This window comes from Clostridium celatum, assembly GCF_021412605.1.
Classification (GTDB): domain Bacteria; phylum Bacillota; class Clostridia; order Clostridiales; family Clostridiaceae; genus Clostridium; species Clostridium celatum.
Genome location: NZ_JAJKGM010000003.1, coordinates 134012 through 152118 on the forward strand (window position 1 = coordinate 134012; position 18107 = coordinate 152118).

Annotated in this window: 23 protein-coding genes; all 23 read left to right on the forward strand. The window is 31.1% G+C overall.

From position 1 onward, the window contains the following. The first annotated feature begins 73 nt into the window (after positions 1–73). On the forward strand, positions 74–550 hold the full coding sequence (locus LPC13_RS02545; protein ID WP_040418837.1) for a phage terminase small subunit P27 family: 477 nt from the start codon (positions 74–76) through the stop codon (positions 548–550). Next, complete coding sequence (locus tag LPC13_RS02550) at positions 550–2097, forward strand: terminase large subunit (RefSeq protein ID WP_005211552.1); 1548 nt, start codon at positions 550–552, stop codon at positions 2095–2097. The genes LPC13_RS02545 and LPC13_RS02550 overlap by 1 nt, the downstream gene beginning before the upstream one ends. Positions 2098–2171: 74 nt before the next feature. Next, the gene (locus LPC13_RS02555) at positions 2172–3221 is read left to right on the forward strand and encodes a hypothetical protein (protein ID WP_005211551.1); all 1050 of its coding nucleotides are present in this window, start codon (positions 2172–2174) and stop codon (positions 3219–3221) included. Beyond that, the gene (locus LPC13_RS02560; protein ID WP_234088534.1) at positions 3214–3402 is read left to right on the forward strand and encodes a hypothetical protein; all 189 of its coding nucleotides are present in this window, start codon (positions 3214–3216) and stop codon (positions 3400–3402) included. Before LPC13_RS02555 ends, LPC13_RS02560 begins: the two co-directional genes overlap by 8 nt. Before the next feature lie 83 nt (positions 3403–3485). Next, complete coding sequence (locus LPC13_RS02565; protein ID WP_005211549.1) at positions 3486–4727, forward strand: phage portal protein; 1242 nt, start codon at positions 3486–3488, stop codon at positions 4725–4727. Then, positions 4720–5415, forward strand: coding sequence for a head maturation protease, ClpP-related (locus tag LPC13_RS02570; RefSeq protein WP_005211548.1), 696 nt, complete (start codon positions 4720–4722; stop codon positions 5413–5415). The genes LPC13_RS02565 and LPC13_RS02570 overlap by 8 nt, the downstream gene beginning before the upstream one ends. A 16-nt stretch (positions 5416–5431) precedes the next feature. Beyond that, positions 5432–6631: a phage major capsid protein gene (locus LPC13_RS02575; RefSeq protein ID WP_005211547.1), complete on the forward strand. Its 1200-nt coding sequence runs from the start codon at positions 5432–5434 to the stop codon at positions 6629–6631. A 21-nt stretch (positions 6632–6652) separates the two neighbouring features. Continuing rightward, positions 6653–6928: a head-tail connector protein gene (locus tag LPC13_RS02580; RefSeq protein WP_005211546.1), complete on the forward strand. Its 276-nt coding sequence runs from the start codon at positions 6653–6655 to the stop codon at positions 6926–6928. Beyond that, entirely contained in the window at positions 6928–7263 is a 336-nt protein-coding gene (locus tag LPC13_RS02585; RefSeq protein WP_005211545.1) for a phage head closure protein, read from the forward strand. The genes LPC13_RS02580 and LPC13_RS02585 overlap by 1 nt, the downstream gene beginning before the upstream one ends. After that, positions 7244–7645 carry an HK97-gp10 family putative phage morphogenesis protein gene (locus LPC13_RS02590; RefSeq protein WP_005211541.1) on the forward strand — a complete coding sequence of 134 codons (402 nt, stop codon included), beginning with the start codon at positions 7244–7246 and terminating at the stop codon, positions 7643–7645. Before LPC13_RS02585 ends, LPC13_RS02590 begins: the two co-directional genes overlap by 20 nt. Further along, positions 7629–7970, forward strand: a complete 342-nt coding sequence (locus LPC13_RS02595; protein WP_005211540.1) for a hypothetical protein — start codon at positions 7629–7631, stop codon at positions 7968–7970. The genes LPC13_RS02590 and LPC13_RS02595 overlap by 17 nt, the downstream gene beginning before the upstream one ends. A 1-nt stretch (position 7971) precedes the next feature. Next, positions 7972–8544 (forward strand): major tail protein, encoded by a 573-nt coding sequence (locus tag LPC13_RS02600; protein WP_005211538.1) that lies wholly within the window; start codon positions 7972–7974, stop codon positions 8542–8544. A gap of 164 nt (positions 8545–8708) precedes the next feature. Beyond that, complete coding sequence (locus LPC13_RS02605) at positions 8709–8891, forward strand: Sec23/Sec24 zinc finger-containing protein (protein WP_005211536.1); 183 nt, start codon at positions 8709–8711, stop codon at positions 8889–8891. A 33-nt stretch (positions 8892–8924) separates the two neighbouring features. Continuing rightward, positions 8925–9305, forward strand: a complete 381-nt coding sequence (locus tag LPC13_RS02610; RefSeq protein WP_040418834.1) for a hypothetical protein — start codon at positions 8925–8927, stop codon at positions 9303–9305. Positions 9306–9330: 25 nt separating this feature from the next. Then, positions 9331–9666: a hypothetical protein gene (locus LPC13_RS02615; protein WP_005211531.1), complete on the forward strand. Its 336-nt coding sequence runs from the start codon at positions 9331–9333 to the stop codon at positions 9664–9666. Between the two features lie 136 nt (positions 9667–9802). Continuing rightward, a complete protein-coding gene (locus LPC13_RS02620) occupies positions 9803–10126 on the forward strand; it encodes a hypothetical protein (RefSeq protein WP_005211529.1) in 324 nt (107 codons plus the stop codon). A 47-nt stretch (positions 10127–10173) separates the two neighbouring features. Beyond that, complete coding sequence (locus tag LPC13_RS02625) at positions 10174–10320, forward strand: hypothetical protein (protein WP_157464282.1); 147 nt, start codon at positions 10174–10176, stop codon at positions 10318–10320. An 18-nt stretch (positions 10321–10338) separates the two neighbouring features. Beyond that, positions 10339–13248, forward strand: a complete 2910-nt coding sequence (locus LPC13_RS02630) for a phage tail tape measure protein (protein ID WP_234088535.1) — start codon at positions 10339–10341, stop codon at positions 13246–13248. Next, positions 13249–13950, forward strand: a complete 702-nt coding sequence (locus tag LPC13_RS02635) for a distal tail protein Dit (RefSeq protein ID WP_005211523.1) — start codon at positions 13249–13251, stop codon at positions 13948–13950. It abuts the gene before it with no gap. Continuing rightward, positions 13951–15582 (forward strand): phage tail spike protein, encoded by a 1632-nt coding sequence (locus LPC13_RS02640; RefSeq protein ID WP_005211520.1) that lies wholly within the window; start codon positions 13951–13953, stop codon positions 15580–15582. A 15-nt stretch (positions 15583–15597) separates the two neighbouring features. Then, positions 15598–16950, forward strand: coding sequence for a hypothetical protein (locus LPC13_RS02645; protein WP_005211516.1), 1353 nt, complete (start codon positions 15598–15600; stop codon positions 16948–16950). A 23-nt stretch (positions 16951–16973) separates the two neighbouring features. Next, positions 16974–17384 (forward strand): phage holin family protein, encoded by a 411-nt coding sequence (locus LPC13_RS02650; RefSeq protein ID WP_005211515.1) that lies wholly within the window; start codon positions 16974–16976, stop codon positions 17382–17384. Further along, positions 17377–18057, forward strand: coding sequence for an N-acetylmuramoyl-L-alanine amidase (locus tag LPC13_RS02655; RefSeq protein ID WP_040418832.1), 681 nt, complete (start codon positions 17377–17379; stop codon positions 18055–18057). Before LPC13_RS02650 ends, LPC13_RS02655 begins: the two co-directional genes overlap by 8 nt. Positions 18058–18107 lie beyond the last annotated feature (50 nt).

The window sequence follows — 18107 nt, forward strand, 5'->3', positions numbered from 1 at the left end:
AGTTTAGATTAGGGTCTATAGAAATATAGGCTCTTTTATTATATAAAATTTTAAAAGATTGGGGGTGAAACCTATGGCACAAAGAGGAAGAAAACCAAAGCCAACAGCAGTTAAAGTACTGGAGGGTAATCCAGGTAAAAGACAGCTAAATGAATTAGAACCTAAACCTGAAAAGAAAGCACCTAAATGTCCAGCATGGCTAGATAAAGAAGCTAAAAAAGAATGGAGAAGAATATCTAAGCAATTAGAGGACCTTGGGATATTAACAGAAGTTGATATGGCTGCTTTTGCTGGATATTGTGAAGCTTATTCTAGATGGAAGGAAGCAGAAGAGTTTATTTCAAAACATGGAACTATTGTAAAAACACCTAGTGGTTATTGGCAACAGGTGCCACAGGTATCCATTGCTCAAACGTACCTTAAAATTATGATTAAATTTTGTGAACAGTTTGGTCTTACTCCATCTTCAAGGAGTAGAATTGTTGCAGATAAAGGTAATAATGATGTAGTAGATCCTATGGAATTGATGTTAAGGGGTGAGCTTAAATAATGTTTGATGAAGCAAAAGCACAAAGAGCAGTTAACTTTATTAATTGTTTAAAGCACACCAAGGGCCAATGGAGAGGTATCCCTTTTGATTTACTACCATGGCAGGATAAAATAATCAAAGATATATTTGGAACAGTTAAAGAAAATGGATATAGGCAATACAACACTGCATATGTAGAAATTCCAAAGAAAAATGGTAAGTCAGAACTTGCAGCTGCAATAGCATTACTTATGACTTGTGGTGATAGTGAATGGGGAGCAGAAGTTTATGGATGTGCATCAGATAGACAACAAGCTTCAATAGTTTTTGATGTTGCTGTAGAAATGGTGGAGCAGTGCCCAGCGTTAAAGAAAAGAATTAAACCTATAATGTCTATGAAGAGATTAGTATATAAACCTACTAATAGTTTCTATCAAGTTTTATCTGCTGAAGCTTATACAAAGCATGGCCTCAATGCTCATTCAGTAATTTTTGATGAACTTCATGCACAGCCTAATAGAGAGTTATTTGATGTTATGACAAAAGGTTCAGGGGATGCTAGACTTCAACCATTATTCTTTTTAATAACTACAGCTGGAACTGATAGAAATTCAATATGTTTTGAACAGCATCAAAAAGCTGTGGATATTATTGAAGGGAGAAAAATAGATAAAACTTTTTATCCTGTTATTTATGGTATTGAAGATAATGATGACTGGGGAGAAGAAAAGAATTGGTATAAGGCAAATCCATCACTTGGACATACAATCGATATTGAGAAAGTTAGAAATGCTTATAATAGTGCAAAGGAAAATCCAGCTGAAGAGAATATATTTAGACAGCTTAGATTAAATCAATGGGTGAAGCAATCTACACGTTGGATGCAAATGGACAGATGGGATGAATGTGATTTTAATATTGATATAGATTCTTTAAGAGGCAGAGAATGTTATGGCGGCCTTGACCTTTCAAGTACAACAGATATTACTGCTTTTGTTTTAGTTTTTCCACCAAAGAATTCAGAAGAAAGTTATATAGTATTACCTTACTTTTGGATACCAGAAGATAATTTAAAACTTAGAGTAAGAAGAGACCATGTACCTTATGATGTTTGGGAAAAGCAAGGATTTATAAAAACTACAGAAGGAAATGTTGTTCATTATGGATTCATTGAAACTTTTATTGAAGAGTTAGGAACTAAATATAATATAAAAGAAATTGCCTTTGATAGATGGGGAGCAGTACAAATGGTACAAAATCTTGACGGCATGGGCTTTACAGTAGTTGCATTTGGTCAAGGTTATAAAGATATGTCACCACCATCAAAGGAGTTAATGAAGATAACGCTTGAAAAGAAAATAGCTCATGGAGGAAATCCTGTACTAAGATGGATGATGGATAATATTTATGTTAAGACAGACCCGGCAGGAAACATTAAACCAGACAAAGAGAAAAGTACAGAAAAGATTGATGGAGCTGTTGCATTAATAATGGCTTTAGATAGAGCTATAAGGAATCAAGGAAGTTGTGGAAGTGTATATGATGATAGGGGAATATTGATTCTATAAAAATTGCATAATATATTTCAAGAGAGTAAGTTAAATGATATACTAATTTTAGGAAATATAAGAGGAGAATTTTTATGGATGATTTATTAGTGATTGATGATTACACTTCAATAGATTTAGTTAATGGTTCAGAAATTTTAAAGAGTAAGTTTAGTAATCGTTATATTAATATTAAGGAAAATTTATTAAATGAAATATCTGAGATGGTCTCTGGGGCAGGAAAAATAAAAGATATAATAAATCCAGAAAAAGCTTACATGGCTAAGTTTCCAACAGATATACTTGAAAAAATGAATAGTGGACAGTATGATATAATGAAGTGTAAAGATGGAGAGTTATTGTCCACTATTATAGATAAAACATTACCTAAAAATAAAAATATAGTTCATCAGATAAGACTTGAGGAAGTTAGTATTGGAGTAGAGGAAAAATTAAAAGATTTATCGGCTAATATATCTAATATGGTTTTACAGCAACAGTTAGCTGATTTAGCACAAATGTTAAATCAAATACAGAAAACTCTTATTGATGTAAAAAGAGGGCAAGTATTAGATAGAATAGCGTTAGTTAAATCGGGAAGAGAAAAGTTAGAGCAAGCAATGAAGTTAAGTGATAGCAATGAAGATAAAAAGCAACTAATAATTAATGCTATTAGTGGTTTAAATGATGGAAGGGCTAAACTAGAATTATATATAAGAGACGAAATGGAAAAAGATATAAAAATACCAGAGAATAAATTAATTTTAATGTTTAAATCTCTATTTAATAATAGTTATTATGATGATATTGAAAGTAATTTTGCAGAGTTAGAAGAAGGAATAAATGCATACTTTGAAGCAACTAATTTATTGGCAATCTCATATGAAGTAACTAATAATAGAGAGGCTATAGAAGAGGTTTTCAAACCAGCTAAGAGGTTAATACAGGATTCTGCTTATAAAATGAAAGCATTATCAAAAGTCGTTTTAAATGGAGAAGTAAGCAGCTTGGCTTGGTATGATAATGAAGAAAAGATATTATCAGAAATAGATAATTATAGCAACTTAAAATTACTACAAGAAAAGAAATATATTTGTATAGAGTTTAAAGGAAAAGATTTATTAAGGGGGAGAGCTAATGAGTAAATGTATTTTTTGTAAAAAAGAGAATGATGGAACTATATGCAAGCACTGTTTAACGAAAGGTGCAGCTAAAACGGGAAAAGCTATGAAGACAGGCGGGGAAGTTGCAATTAAAGCTATTCCAGTTGTGGTATCAATAGTATCTTTAGTAATGGCAAAGGGAAAATTTAAAACAAAATCTTAGCTAACATACATAAAAATTAATATATAAATTTAGTTCTCTATAAAAAGAGAACTTTTTTTATGCATTTTTAGGAGGAAAGTAAAATGAAAATACCAATAATATCAAAGTTATGGGAACCTAGAGCAGGCCCAAAGAATAGTTTAATAGGAAGTAGTTATAGCTTTTTCTTTGGAGGAACTTCTAGTGGAAAGACTGTAAATGAAAGAACTGCCATGCAGACTACTGCTGTTTATTCTTGTGTTAGAATACTTGCAGAAACAGTATCTTCATTACCACTTCATACTTTTAAGCATACTGAAGGCGGTAAAGAAAAAGCTACAGAACATTCAATATATCATTTGCTTGCAGATGAGCCAAATCCAGAGATGACTTCATTTGTGTTTAGAGAAACACTTATGGGTCATCTTTTATTATGGGGAAATGCATATGCACAGATAATTAGAGATGGAAGAGGAAATATTATAGCCTTATACCCTCTTATGCCAGATAGAATGACTGTGGATAGAGCTGATAGTGGAGAGATTTATTACATTTATAACAAAGAAGGTAAGCAATATTATCTTAGAAATTATGAAGTATTGCATATACCTGGACTTGGTTTTGATGGATTAATAGGCTATTCTCCAATAGCTATGGCTAAAAATGCAATAGGCATGGCAATAGCAACAGAAGAATATGGCGCTAGTTTCTTTGCAAATGGAGCAAATCCAGGAGGAGTTCTTGAACATCCAGGTGTAGTTAAGGACCCAGCAAGAGTAAGGGAAAGCTGGAATAGTGTTTATCAAGGTACTAAAAATGCACATAGGGTTGCTGTATTAGAAGAGGGAATGAAGTTTCAAAGCATAGGTATTCCACCAGAACAAGCACAGTTCTTACAGACAAGAAAGTTTCAACTTAATGAGATAGCAAGGATATTTAGAATACCACCTCATATGATTGGAGATTTAGATAAATCAAGTTTTTCAAATATAGAGCAACAAAGTCTTGAGTTTGTAATGTACACCTTAGATCCATGGGTAGTTAGATGGGAGCAAGCTATTAAAAGAGCATTGTTTTCAGAAAGTGAAAAGAAAGAATACTTTGTTAAGTTTAATGTAGATGGATTATTAAGAGGAGATTATCAAAGTCGTATGAATGGTTATGCAGTTGGAAGACAAAATGGTTGGTTATCAGCTAATGACATAAGGGAACTAGAGAATTTGAATAGAATATCAGATGACTTAGGTGGAGATTTATATTTAGTAAATGGTAACATGACAAAGCTTTCAGAAGCGGGAGCATTTGCTAATAAAAATAATACAAAATTGGAGGGCAGTAATGAATAAAAAGTTTTGGAATTGGGTTAAAAATGAAGAAGGAAGAACTTTATATTTTGATGGATATATAGCTCAAGATAGTTGGTTTGATGATGATATTACACCAAAGCAGTTTAAATCAGAATTAACTAATTCAGGTGGAGATATTGTAGTATGGTTAAACTCACCAGGTGGAGATGTTTTTGCAGCAAGCCAAATTTATAATATGTTGAAGGAGTATGATGGAAAAGTAACTGTGAAAATTGATGGAATTGCAGCCAGTGCAGCTTCAGTTATTGCTATGGCAGGTAGTGAAATATTAATGTCACCAGTTGCAATGATGATGATTCATAATCCAGCTACAGTTATATTTGGAGAAGCTTCAGACCTACAAAGTGGAATTGATATGCTTTCAGAAGTAAAAGAAAGTATTATTAATGCTTATGAGAAAAAGACATCACTTCCAAGAAAGAAGATATCTAAAATGATGGATGCAGAAACTTGGTTCAGTGCACAAAAGGCAGTGGAGCTAGGATTTGCAGATACGGTTTTATATGAAGATAGTGAGGAAATTACCGATGGATTTATTTTTGACAAAGTAACAGTTACTAATGCTTTGATGAGAAAGATACCAAAGGTAAAAGAAACACAGCCTGTAGAAAATATAGGAACACCACATGATCAATTATTAAAAAGATTAGAGTTATTAAAATATTAAATTTGGAGGAATGTGTATGAATAAAATATTAGAATTAAGAGAAAAAAGAGCAAAGCTATGGGATAGTGCAAAATCATTTTTAGATAGTAGAAGAAATGATAAAGGTTTATTATCAGCAGAGGATACAGAAACTTATGAGAAGATGGAAGCTGATGTTGTTAACTTAGGAAAAGAAATTGATAGATTGGATAGACAAGCAGCATTAGATTTAGAGTTATCAAAGGCTACGTCAAATGCAATAAGAAATAATCCAAAAGCAAGTATTCAAGGAGAAAAGACAGGAAGAGCAACAGATGAGTATAATAATGCTTTCTGGAATACTATGAGAAATAAAAACAGTTTTGAAATTCAAAATGCACTTCAAGTTGGTACTGACAGTGAGGGAGGGTTTCTTGCACCAGATGAATTTGAAAGAACATTAATTGAAAGCTTGGAAGAGCAGAATATATTTAGACAGCTTGCTAATGTAATAAAGACTTCTTCTGGAGATAGGAAGATACCTGTAGTTTCAACTAAAGGAACTGCTTCATGGGTTGATGAAGAAGGTTTAATTACAGAGTCAGATGATGCATTCGGGCAAGTATCAATAGGAGCATATAAATTAGCCACTATCATTAAAGTTTCAGAAGAACTTCTTAATGATAGTGTTTTTAATTTAGAGCAATATATAGCAAAAGAGTTTGCTAGAAGAATTGGAGCTAAAGAAGAGGAAGCATTCTTTATCGGAGACGGGACAGGAAAGCCTACAGGAATATTTGCAAATACTGGTGGAGCAGAAGTTGGAGTTACAGCTGCAGGTGCAACAGCTATAACATTAGATGAAATAATGGATTTATTTTATTCTTTAAAATCTCCATATAGAAAAAATGCAATATTCACAATGAATGATGCTACAGTAAAAGCTATTAGAAAGCTTAAAGATGGAAATGGACAATATATCTGGCAACCATCAATTACAGCAGGAGCACCAGATACTATTTTAAATAGGCCAGTTAAAACATCAGCATATATACCAACTTTAGGAGCAGGAGCAAAATCTATTGCTTTTGGTGACTTTAAGTATTATTGGGTAGCAGATAGACAAGGTAGGTCATTCCAAAGATTGAATGAATTATATGCGGCTAATGGACAAGTTGGATTTAAAGCAACACAAAGAGTTGATGGTAAGTTGATATTACCTGAAGCTATAAAAGTAATACAAATGAAAACATCATAATAATTTAGTGGAGGTGAGTGTATGGTAGTTTCATTAGAAGAAATTAAATTATATTTAAGAGTTGATGGTGAGGAGGAAGATACACTCATCTCAACTTTTATTAACGTATCAGAAGATTTAGTAGAAGGTATTCTTAGATATTCTGTATCAGAGTTTGAAGTAGTGCCAGAGATTGTTAAACAAGCAGTAATGTATTCTGTAGCTAATATGTATGAAAAAAGAGAAGATTATGATGCTAAAGAAGTTATAGATATTATGACTAAGCTTTTATTTTCATACAGGAAGGATGAATGGTGATGATAGGAAGTTTAAAACATAGAATTACTTTTCAGATATTAGTTACAGCTATTAATGAAAATGGATTTGAAGTTAGTGAATGGAAAGATTATAAAACTGTATGGGCTAAGGTTTTAAATTTAAGTGGTAAAGAATACTTTGAAGCTGCAACTATAAATAAAGAAAAGACAGTTAAGTTTATTATAAGGTTTATAAAGGATATAGATGAAAGTATGATAATTAATTTTGAAGGTAGGAAGTACAACATAACAGATATAAATAACATAAGATATGAAAATAAATATTGTGAAATAAAAGCTATGGAGGTGGACTCTAATGGCGAAGATTCAACTTGAAGGAATGGCTGAACTTATTGATAAGGTAAATAAGTTAGGTGAGAAGTCAGAAGAAATTAAAAAGAAAGCGTTAGATAAAGCAGGTGAACTTGTAAAAGATAGTATGGAAAAGAAAGCTCCAAGATCTAGTGATATAAAAAAACATATGGCTGATAATATTAAAGTTTCAGAAATAAACAAAGATAATGGAGTAGATTTTGTAATGATAGGTCCTAATAAAGGAGATAATACAGAGTTCTTTTATAGTAAGTTTACTGAATGGGGTACAAGTAAAATACCAGCTCAACATTGGGCAGAAAAATCAGTAATTGAAAATGAAAAAGGAATAAATAATGTAATAAAAGAAGAACTTCAAAGGGGGCTTGATGAGTTTGATAAATAAATTAATTATTGATGCTTTAAAGCCTTTAAAAATGCCAGTATCCTTTCAAAAGTATAGTGGAAAAGCTAAAGTATATATAACATTTCATGAGTATTCAGTTAATGGACAAGAATATGAAGATGATATTGAAGCTATGACAGGACATTATATACAAGTGGATATATGGAGTAAAGAAGATTATACACAGTTAGTAAGTAATGTAAAAGAGTTATTAATTAGTTGTGGATTTAAGAGGCTTAATGAAGAAGATTTATATGAAAGTGATACAGCAATATATCACAAGGGAATTAGATTTTATTTTTTAGAAGAAAAGGGGGAAGGATAGAATGGCTAGACAAATGGGATTAAAAGATATTCATATAGCAATTTTAACAGAAGATACTGCAAGTGGAGCAACTTATGAAACACCAGAAAAATTAGAAAGAGCTATAAGTGCAAAGCTATCACCAAAATCAAATACTGAAAATATATATTCAGATGATTCAGTAGAAGATGTTATTGCTGCATTTGAAGGAGTAGATGTTGAGATAGAAGTTAATCAATTATCTTTAGCAAGTAGAGCAAAACTTCAAGGAGCAAAAGTTGTAAAAGGCGTACTTATAGAAAATAAAGATGATATACCACCAACAATAGCTCTTGGGTTTAAATCTAAAAAGACTAATGGAAAGTATAGATATGTGTGGTTATTAAAAGGGAAGTTTGAACTTTCAAGTGATGAATATGATACTGAAGCAGAAAAACCAAATCCTAAAAGTGCGAAACTATCAGGAAAGTTCTATGCTAGAGATTTTGATGGCAATTATAGATTTATAGTTGATGAAGATGGAACTGGGGTTGATACTTCAATAGTTAGTGGTTGGTTTACAGAAGTTCCAGATGAGCCAGCTGTGACTTTATAAGCTATTTCATTAAAGTTATTTGAATTAAATGGAAAGTTTAGTATAATAAGTGTATTATGATGTTTCTTCTAATATCTATGGGTATTGGGAAAGGTGTAAGAAAATTATGATTACTCAATGAATTGTTAGATGGAACAAGAGAAAAGAAAGGGGGATAGAAATTAATGAGTAATAGATTTAATGATATCGATTGGTATTGTGACCGTTGCAATGCATATTTAAATCAACAGCTAGGGTTTGATGATCATAGATATATTTGGAAATGTACAGAATGTGGTCATAAAAACAGTATTTCAGAATCAAATATTTATGAATCCGAAGAGGCGTTTAGAAGTGGTAATAACTAGAGGTTCATTTATATATGTAGGAGGAAAATGGTAATGAGAAGATTGTTTAGTATTTTACGTATAGCATCTTTTGTGGCATTGATAATTTTTCTAATTTGTAAATATGTATTTAGTATAGAATTATCAATAGGGTTGGCGATAAGCTATCCATCTATACTGTTTTTATCATGGCTGTATTATAAAGTGTTGCACAAAAAATATCCTAATTATAAATCTACACTTATTGAATATATTCTTATGGATGATGTTTCTATGTTTAATATGGATACAAGAAGATCAATGAGATTATGGAATATATGGCATTTTAGAAATGATAAAAGTTCAACTAGATCATTTGGAGAAAAAGTTAAAGTTTGGATATTAACAAGTGTTATATTATGTATACTGATTGGAGTAGTAATTGCTTTTATATAAGTAAAACATTAGGGAGGCGCGAAATATGTCTGAAGGCTGGAGTTATGCGAATTTATCACGTAAAGCAAAAGAAAATGGTGGTCCTGAGAAGTATATAGAGACTGTTAAGAAGCATAGCTTTCAAGAGGGGGCAAACTTAAGAAAGGATGAACAGTTTTCAATAGCCTTAGTGGGACTTGCTGGGGGAATACTGCTTTGTCAAATACCAAAAGCTATTCGATATTTCAAAAATAAATCAAAGGAAGTAACTAGTGAAGAGGCTAAAGCAGCTGAAGAAAAGTTAATTGACGAAATAAAAAATACTGAAGATGAAGAAACAGCGGGAGTGGTACCGAATAGAGATGAAGGATCATTTGAGTGAATAATGAGTAGTTCTAAATTTAAGGTAGAGTAACGTATAGTATAATTAGTCCAGATAATTTTACCATTATAGATTAACAGGGAAAAATAAGCCCTGTTTTTTTGTTGATTAAAAATTTAGAAAGGAGTTGATAATTTTGAAAGCAGCAGAATTAAGAAATAAAGGTATTAAATTTACCTTAGGAAATAAAGAATATGAATTAAAGTTTAATATGAATACATTTTGTGAATTAGAAGAGGTTTATGGTGATATTAATAAAGCCTTTGAAGATTTGCAGCTTATGAAAATTAAAGCTATAAGAGCTCTTTTATATGCAGCAATTAAAGTTGAAGATGATACTGTAACTTTAAAATCAGTAGGAGATCTATTACAGCTTGGTGATTTGGAAAGATTAGGAACAGTAATTAATGAGGCATTAAGTGAGTCAATGCCTGAAATAGAAGAAAATATGGGGGAATAGAAAGCCACACCGATTCGGATACATGGAATTGGGAGTGGCTTTATTATTTGGGGACAAATTTATTAGGTATGAGTGAAGAGCAGTTTTGGAGAAGTACTCCTAAGAAATTAACTGCTCTTTTTAGTGTTTATAAAAAAGTTAATGGAATAGAAGAAAAAGAAGAATTTGATTATATAGATAATGTTCTTTTCTAAGGGAGGTGAGATACAGATATGGCAAGTGGAGGTAATACAGTAGTTGCTAAAATTGGTCTTGATGATAAAGGATTTCAAGATGGTATAAGTAAAGTTCAAAGAAGTTTAAAACTTGTCCAAAGTGAGTTTGCTGCTGCAAGCACTAAGATGGGTGTCTATGGTAAAGTAACAGAAACCTTGAAACTAAAGCAAGATACATTAAACAAGCAGATGGAACTTCAAAAGCAAAAGGTAGCAGCACTATCCAAAAGTTATCAAGAAAGTGCAGAGACAAAAGGTGAAGATGCTAAAGCTACTGAAAACTTAAAGATTAAATTAGATTATGCTCAAGCAGAGCTTAATAAGATGGAAAATGAACTTAAAAGTGTTAATCAGGAGCTTAAAGTTCAAAGTAGCGGCTGGACTCAAATGGGTAAAACTTTTGAGGGGATTGGCAACAAAATGAAAACTGTAGGTGAAGGGTTTTCTAGTGTAGGTAAAACACTTTCTATGTCTGTAACTGCACCTATAGTTGCAGCTGGTACAGGTCTTTATAAATTAGCTACAGATTTTGAAAAAGCTAATAATACTATAAGAATTGGAACAGGTGCTACAGGAGAATCTCTTAAAGGATTAGAAAATGACTTCAAGGCAGTGTACACTACAGTGAATACTACAATGAGTGATGCTAGCCAAGTAATAGCAGATTTAAACACAAGAACAGGATTAAGTGGAGAATCACTACAAGAATTATCTACACAAATGTTAAGACTAGCAAAGATAACAGGTGAGGATATAAACACACTTATTCCAGCTGCTACAAGAATGTTTCAGGATGCAGGGATAAGTACAGAAGATTATGCAGAGGCATTAGACTATACCTTTAAGGTTAGCCAAAGTACAGGAATAGGAGTTTCAAGACTTCAAGAGTTAATGACTAAGTTTGGTGGGCCACTTAGACAAATGGGATTTGATTGGCAGACTTCAGCAGCTATGCTTGGTAAGTTTGAAAAGGAAGGTGTAAATACAGAACTTGTACTTGGAAGTTTAAGAATTGCACTTGGAAAGATGGCTAAGGAAGGAATAAGTGAACCTAATAAAGCACTTGCAGAAATGATAGAAAGAATTAAAGAAGCTGGTACAGCTGGTGAAGCAAATACTTTAGCTATGGAGATGTTTGGAGCAAAAGCAGGACCAGATATGGCAGCTGCTATTAGAGAAGGTAGATTAAACCTTGATGAATTAATAAGTAGTATAGAAAGTAGTCCAGAAACAATAGAAAAAGCTGCAAAGGATACGGAAACTATAAGTGATAAGTTTGTAATATTAAAAAACCAAATGGCTGTAGCTTTAGAACCTTTAGGCAAAAAGTTAATTGAAGCTGTAGAGGGAGCTATGCCATCTATAGAAAGATTAATTCAAGCAGTTACAGGTATTATTGAAAAGTTCACATCACTAAGTCCAGCACAACAAGATTTGATAATAAAGTTTGCAATGATAGCTGCAGCTATAGGTCCCGTAGTAAGTATTATTGGAAAAGTTATTAGTGTTGGGGGTTCATTATTCACAACTTTTGGATCGATATCCACAGCTATAGGAGCAGCAAGTGGAGCAACAGGGGCTTTAGGAACTGTCCTTACAGCGTTAACAGGACCAATAGGAATAGTTATTGGAGTAATAGCAGGTCTTATTGCTATATTTGTTACTTTATATAATAGCAATGAAGAGTTTAAAAATGTAGTTAACGCTACTTGGAATGAAGTCAAAAATATAATAGGTGGAATTATAGATGGACTAAAAGAATTATTTAAAGTCTTTATTGAATTTGCAAAACAAATATGGAGTCAATGCGGAGATAGTATTGTAAATGTAATAACCAGTGCTTTTACATTAATATCTACTGTTATAAAAAACACACTTGAAGTTATAAAAGGTGTTATTAACATAGCAGTGAATATTTTTAAAGGTGATTGGCAAGGTGCATGGGAAGCTATTAAAAATCTAACATCAACTGTATGGGAAAATATGAAGACCATAATATCTACTACACTAGATTTGATAAAGGGAATAATTAACACTACATTAGAACTAATAAAAGCAATAATATCAACAGTGTGGGAAGCTATTAAAGGGATAACCACAGCTGTGTGGAATAGCATAAAAGCTACAACATCAAGTGTTTGGGAATCTATAAAAAATAGTATTTCTACAATAATAGATTCAATGAAAAATACAATAACAACTGTATTTAATGCTATTAATTCAGTGGTAACTAGTATATGGAATGGAATTAAAACTATAACGACAAATACTTGGAATAGTATAAAGAGTACGACATCAACTATATGGGAAGGAATTAAAAGTGTAATTTCTAATGTTGTAAATGGGGTTAAAAATGTAATATCAACGGTGTTTAATTCTATTAGCTCAACGATATCAGGAATTTGGAACGGCATTAAAAATACTACCACAAGTGTTTGGAATGGAATTAAAACTGCAATTACTACACCAATAGATGCAGCAAAGAATACGGTTAAAGGAGCGTTAGATTCAATAGCTAGTTTCTTTAGAAATTTAAGATTGCCAGAAATAAAAATACCTAAAATTAAATTACCTCACTTTAGTTTAAGTGGAGAGTTTAGCTTAGTACCACCAAGTGTACCAAAACTATCAGTTAGTTGGTATGCCAAAGGTGGTATTTTTAATTCTCCAAGTGTTATAGGTGTTGGTGAAGCTGGTACAGAAGCAGTATTGCCTATAGATAGATTAGATGATTTATTAGCTAAGGCATTGCAAAAAGTAAATGGAACATCAAATGAAAATAGTAATAGTACATTTACGCTGTATATTGAAAACTTCATAAATAATACTGAAAAAGATATAGAACAATTAGCTTATGAGTTAGAGTTCTATAGACAAAGAATAACTATGGGAAGAGGTGGTAAATAGATGTTTAGTTTTAATTTTAGAGGTAAAAACAGCTTTTCAGATTATGGAGTATATATTTCTAAAAGACCAGCTATACCATCTCCTAAAAGAAGAATTACTAACGTAGTTATTCCAGGAAAAAGTTCAAGCTTGAGGTTTGATGAGAATACTTATGAAGATATTACTATTGCTGTGGAATCTTCAATTAAAGATAAAGTATTACCAAATAAAATAGATGAAATAAAAGAATGGCTATTGTCATATGGAGAAAGTAATTTAATTTTTAGCAATCAAGATAATAAAAAGTATATAGCTCAAGTAGTTAATGTAATAGATTTTACACAGGTACTAAAGTATATTTCAAAGTTTGTTATAGTTTTTAATTGCAGACCTTTTAAGTATGAAGTAGAAAGTGATGTTATTGAAATGACAGCAGAAGGAAGTGTAACAAATCCAGGAAGTATATATTCAGAGCCAATAATTAAGATATTTGGTAGTGGAGATATTAATTTAACTATTAATTCAGAAGTTATAAAGTTAAAAGAAGTTACAAATCATATTATTTTAGATAGTGTTCAGCAAAATTGCTATAACGAAGCTACAGATAATTTGAATAATAAAATGACTGGTGAATTTCCTAAGTTTGAAATAGGAGAAAACAATATATCATGGACAGGTAGTGTTTCCAAAGTGGAGGTTATTCCAAATTGGAGGTGGCTATAAGTGTTATGCATATATGATAAAAAAACTATTAAAGGTAATTTTGATAATAATGGACTTGGAGTTTTAAATGAACCAATATTAGCAGAAGTAACAGAAGAGTTAAATGGACAATATTATTTAGAAATAGAATATCCAGCCAATTCAAAGAAGGCAATATATCTTAAAGAATTTAATATAATAAAAGCTGATAATCAGTTATTTAGAATTTATAAAGTTGAAAAAGTCCAATCTGCTGATAAAAGAGTAAAAGCATATGCTAATCATATATATTATGATCTAGCTAATTATTTTATTGAAGATGAAAGACCAACTAATGCTTCAGTAAAAACAGCAATGCAAAAAGCTATGATAAGTGATTTATCTACAATATATAGTGTAGATAGTGATATTATTATTCCTAATACTTTATATATGGTAGAACTTAGTCCAGCTGAAGCTATGTTTAAGATAATTGATAGATGGGGTCAAGGAGAATTAGTTAGAGATAATTATGATATAAAAATACTAAAGCAAAGAGGGGAAGATAATGGTGTACTTATAAAGTATGGGAAAAATATTAGTGGGTTAAAAATAACAATAGACACTACTGATGTTGTCACAAAAATATATCCCAAAGGAGCTAATGGAATAAGACTTTATGAGAAATACATTAATGTTCCAAATTGGGATAGTGATTTATATCCACCATTTCCTATTATAAAGAAAGTTGAAATTAAGGAAGCAGAAGATGAAGTTACTCTAAGAAAGGTAGCAACTGAATTAGCAAAAACCATAGGGTTAAGCTCAATTAATATACAAGTTGATTTTATAGAGTTAAGTAAGAGTAGAGAATATTTAAGATTTAAGGATTTAGAAAAAGTTAATGTTGGAGATATTGTAACTGTTAGACACAGTGAATTTGATATTGACGTTAAGGTTAAAGTTATTAAGATAAAAAAGGATTTACTTACAGGTATAAACACAAAAGTTGAATTAGGACAACCATTAGGAGATTTTCTTAAATCAATGGACCCAGCAGCATTGATAAAAAGTGCTACAGATGAATTAGGCAATCAAGTTGCTCAGGCATTAACCTCAATGCTTTACTATGGAAATCCATTAGAGTTAACAGTAAGTACTACTGAAATTCAGCCAATGTATTTAGGAGTAAGTGCTGTTTCAAATACTAATTTAGCTTTAAATGTAGCAATAAGCTGCATAGCAAGTTCAGAGTGTACATTAACAATTAAAATAGAACTAGATAATGTTGAAATACCATTTAAGCCAAAGCAAAAACTTCATCAAGGAGATAATGTTATAGGTATACCTTTAGGAATACCACAGGTTAGTTCAGGTGCACATTATGTAGGAATATATTTAAAAACGGACACAGGTACAGTAAAAATACCTATATATAATATGCAATGTATGATAGATGGTAGGAATCTTCAAGGAGGATTAAGTTCAGAGCTTCCACATGCAGAAGTGAAACAAGAAATTCAATTTGTAAGAGTAGACACGAATTTAAATATAGGAAGTGCCGTAGATATTTTATTTAATGATTTAGTAAATAAAATAATCACTGAGGAAATAAATTATTTCAGTATTAATGGAGAGAAGGCAAGTGATAGTTGTATTGTAGAGTTAAATTAAAAGGGGGTAAGGGTTTTGGAATTTAGAGAAAGTATTGCTTACAATATAGACTTAATAAATGAAGATAGAAAAGAGTTGTTAAAACAAAAACCAAAAGTTCCAACTAGGGGAATTGCAACAGTTGAGTTATTTGATAGTGAAAATGGAGAAAAAATATATGAAGCTAAAACTGAAAATATTATTAATAATTATGTTAGCAAAATAGCATATATGGATTATTTTTATTCAAAGATAAAGGGAAATAGAAATAGTAATTATTATTCGGCTCCATTTCAAAACATAGTTTTAACTAGTTATAGTGGAGAGGAAAGTGCTGATACTCCTTATTATAAAGGTGAGTTAGTTGCTTATGCTGATAAAGCAACTTCATATTCTGGAAGTGATATTTTAAAGGGAACAATAAATACGGCTGAAACCAAATTAGACACAGAGGGAAATGGATTATTACATTTTGTTTTTGATTTTCCTACACATGCTGCTAATGGAACTTTCCAAAGTATATGGTGGATTGGAGATATGACTACTTTACCAACTAAAAAAGAAGAAATCACAGTAGTATGTCCATGTACTAGAACAGATGCTATAGCAGGTGGAAGTAATTATTATGTTGGAAAAGCCATGACTAGATCATCAGATAAATGGGTTTGTATATTAGGAGAGAAAAGTACAAGTAGTTATACATCAATATTTTATCCTAAATATGCATTAATTTTAAATGATGATTTTACCTTTTATAAATATATAGATATTTCAGGAAAATTAAGCAGCAGTATAACTAATACTTTTTGTGGATGGGGAGCTAGTGATAATGGAGTAATTATTATAAATGCCTACAGTAAAACTAATAACTTAGCAATTATAGATATAGATACAGGGCAAGTACAAACATTAAGCCTTGATACAAGTAATATAGGTAGCCAATATGTAAATGTGAATATTAGAGCAAATAAGGTTTATGTAAGTGGAAGTAAATTCAGTGAGTACGTTATAAATGGAGGGACATTAACATTAGTAAGAGACTATGGTAAAGCAACATCATATTTTTTTAGTGATTTTAATGATAGTGTAGCTTTTTTAAGTGAGGATAAAAAGATATGCTATTTAAATAATAATGCAGTGAAAGCAACTCCTATAATAATAGATACATCATCAACTCAAAGGCATTTAAAGTATAGAGTAGATGATAACGAAATAGGATATACCTTAGAACAAATTAAACAAGATGGAGCAAATGTAACTTTGACAATAGGAAAATATTCTATTGGAACACATGTAGGAGCACAAACTTTATTAGCAGCACCGGTAACAAAAACTCCTACTAATACAATGAAAATACAATATGATTTTCAGATACAAAAAATATTGTAATTAAAAGAGAGGTGTATAAAAGGATGAAAGAATTTATTAATGTAGGACAATTTTTCATTACAGTTTTAGGTGGGTTCTTTGGGTGGTTGTTAGGAGGTTTAGACGGTTTAGCGTATGCGTTAGTATTATTTGTGGCAGTAGATTATATTACTGGAATTATGGCTGGAATAGTTGAAAAGAGAATTTCAAGTGAAGTTGGGTTTAAAGGTATATTTAGAAAAGTAGTAATTTTTATATTAGTATCAATAGCTCATATAATTGATTCAAAAATATTAGGGAACGGTAGTGCAATTCGTACAGCCGTTATTTTTTTCTACATTTCTAATGAAGGTATTAGTATTTTAGAAAATGCAGGTAGGGTAGGGTTACCTATCCCAAAGAAACTTATAGATATATTACATCAATTAAATAAGGAGGATGATATTAATGAGTAGATTATGTTTTGATTATGGACATGGAGGAAATGATCCAGGAGCTTGTTATAATGGAAGAAAAGAAAGTAATGATGTTTTAGCAATAGGAAAAGAGGTATCTAAGGAAGTAAGAAGACATGGAGTAATTGTTGATGAGATAAGAACTACTGATACTACTTTAACATTGCAACAAAGAAGTAATTATGAGAATAAAAGTAATTATGATTACTTTATATCATTTCATAGAAATGCATTTAAGCCTGAAGCTGCAACTGGTGTAGAAACTTATACCTATTTAAATCAAGATGCTAGATCTAAGGCTATGGCTGATAAAATACAAGCAGCTATTGTTAATATTGGATTTGTAAATAGAGGTGTTAAGAAAGAAAATTTTCATGTTTTAAGAGAAACAAAAGCCCCAGCGGTATTAATTGAATTAGGATTTTTAGATAATTCAAGGGATAATAGTTTATTTGATAGTAAGCAAAAAGAAATAATTAAAGCTGTTTCAAAAGCTATATTATCTCAATTAGGAATAACTTATAAAGAAGAATCTGTTAGCAATTCTAGTAATGGTAAAACATTATATAGAGTTATGGCAGGTTCTTTTTCTATTAGAGAAAATGCAGATAAGCAGGTTCAAAAGCTTAAAGCCGGTGGATTTGATGCAACTGTTATGATTTTTAATAAATAGAATTAATATGGATAATGTTGACTTATATAAATTTCAGAGTGATATGTAGT

Bases quoted from the DNA above. Each gene is read 5' to 3' on its own strand.
- LPC13_RS02545 (WP_040418837.1), top strand. From the start codon at position 74: ATGGCACAAAGAGGAAGAAAACCAAAGCCAACAGCAGTTAAAGTACTG.
- LPC13_RS02550 (WP_005211552.1), top strand. From the start codon at position 550: ATGTTTGATGAAGCAAAAGCACAAAGAGCAGTTAACTTTATTAATTGT.
- LPC13_RS02555 (WP_005211551.1), top strand. From the start codon at position 2,172: ATGGATGATTTATTAGTGATTGATGATTACACTTCAATAGATTTAGTT.
- LPC13_RS02560 (WP_234088534.1), top strand. From the start codon at position 3,214: ATGAGTAAATGTATTTTTTGTAAAAAAGAGAATGATGGAACTATATGC.
- LPC13_RS02565 (WP_005211549.1), top strand. From the start codon at position 3,486: ATGAAAATACCAATAATATCAAAGTTATGGGAACCTAGAGCAGGCCCA.
- LPC13_RS02570 (WP_005211548.1), top strand. From the start codon at position 4,720: ATGAATAAAAAGTTTTGGAATTGGGTTAAAAATGAAGAAGGAAGAACT.
- LPC13_RS02575 (WP_005211547.1), top strand. From the start codon at position 5,432: ATGAATAAAATATTAGAATTAAGAGAAAAAAGAGCAAAGCTATGGGAT.
- LPC13_RS02580 (WP_005211546.1), top strand. From the start codon at position 6,653: ATGGTAGTTTCATTAGAAGAAATTAAATTATATTTAAGAGTTGATGGT.
- LPC13_RS02585 (WP_005211545.1), top strand. From the start codon at position 6,928: ATGATAGGAAGTTTAAAACATAGAATTACTTTTCAGATATTAGTTACA.
- LPC13_RS02590 (WP_005211541.1), top strand. From the start codon at position 7,244: ATGGCGAAGATTCAACTTGAAGGAATGGCTGAACTTATTGATAAGGTA.
- LPC13_RS02595 (WP_005211540.1), top strand. From the start codon at position 7,629: ATGAGTTTGATAAATAAATTAATTATTGATGCTTTAAAGCCTTTAAAA.
- LPC13_RS02600 (WP_005211538.1), top strand. From the start codon at position 7,972: ATGGCTAGACAAATGGGATTAAAAGATATTCATATAGCAATTTTAACA.
- LPC13_RS02605 (WP_005211536.1), top strand. From the start codon at position 8,709: ATGAGTAATAGATTTAATGATATCGATTGGTATTGTGACCGTTGCAAT.
- LPC13_RS02610 (WP_040418834.1), top strand. From the start codon at position 8,925: ATGAGAAGATTGTTTAGTATTTTACGTATAGCATCTTTTGTGGCATTG.
- LPC13_RS02615 (WP_005211531.1), top strand. From the start codon at position 9,331: ATGTCTGAAGGCTGGAGTTATGCGAATTTATCACGTAAAGCAAAAGAA.
- LPC13_RS02630 (WP_234088535.1), top strand. From the start codon at position 10,339: ATGGCAAGTGGAGGTAATACAGTAGTTGCTAAAATTGGTCTTGATGAT.
- LPC13_RS02635 (WP_005211523.1), top strand. From the start codon at position 13,249: ATGTTTAGTTTTAATTTTAGAGGTAAAAACAGCTTTTCAGATTATGGA.
- LPC13_RS02650 (WP_005211515.1), top strand. From the start codon at position 16,974: ATGAAAGAATTTATTAATGTAGGACAATTTTTCATTACAGTTTTAGGT.
- LPC13_RS02655 (WP_040418832.1), top strand. From the start codon at position 17,377: ATGAGTAGATTATGTTTTGATTATGGACATGGAGGAAATGATCCAGGA.